The sequence below is a fragment of the Rhodanobacter terrae genome (assembly GCF_042657005.1).
Taxonomy (GTDB): domain Bacteria; phylum Pseudomonadota; class Gammaproteobacteria; order Xanthomonadales; family Rhodanobacteraceae; genus Rhodanobacter; species Rhodanobacter terrae.
On the sequence record NZ_JBHSNG010000089.1, the window covers coordinates 1 to 694 of the forward strand.

1 protein-coding gene is annotated in these 694 nt (G+C 58.6%); it reads right to left on the reverse strand.

From position 1 onward, the window contains the following. Positions 1-352, reverse strand: a 352-nt coding sequence (gene queD, locus ACFPPB_RS20355) for a 6-carboxytetrahydropterin synthase QueD (RefSeq protein ID WP_377330493.1), incomplete at its 3' end; no start/stop codon positions are given. Positions 353-694 lie beyond the last annotated feature (342 nt).

Consider the following 694-nt stretch of genomic DNA (forward strand, 5'->3'; position numbering starts at 1 on the left):
CCCCTCGGAAGCGACACCCGGAGGTACAAGTCTCGTGCACTACGATCTCCGAAAGTAGCGGGAGCGTCGGCTTGAGCCGCTCCCAGATCCAGATCGCCAGCCGTTCGCTGGTCGGATTGTCCAGCCCGTCGATGTCGTTGAGATAGTGGTGGTCGAGCTGGTCGTAGATCGGCTGGAAGGCCGCCTTGACGTCACCGAAGTCCATCACCCATCCCGTATCGGCTCCTGGCTCACCGGTCAGATGAACCTCGACACGGAAGGAATGCCCATGCAACCGCGCACACTTGTGCCCTTCGGGCACGTTCGGGAGCCGGTGTGCAGCTTCGAGCGTGAAAACCTTGAAGATATCCATGCCTGGATTGTACTTCGCCAAGGACTGCATCCACGGATGCCGGCAATAGCCCAGACAGCGTCAAGCGGTAGGCTGTTGCCTTCTAGCCAGCACGGACAAGCCCTCCATGCCGCAACTACCCAATGGATTGCCCGAGGGGCACCGGTATTTCTACCCGCTTGCCGAGATGGCGATGCTCATTGCCCTGCGCATCCGGCCAGATCGACAAGGTCCGCAAGGCCGCGAAACGCGCTGATCAGATGGCCGCCTTGAGCACGACTTCGGTCTAAAAGACGCAAAAAACCCCGCAACGATGGCGAGGCTTTTGATTGCAAAACGTTGATTTACAAGTATAAATGGTGG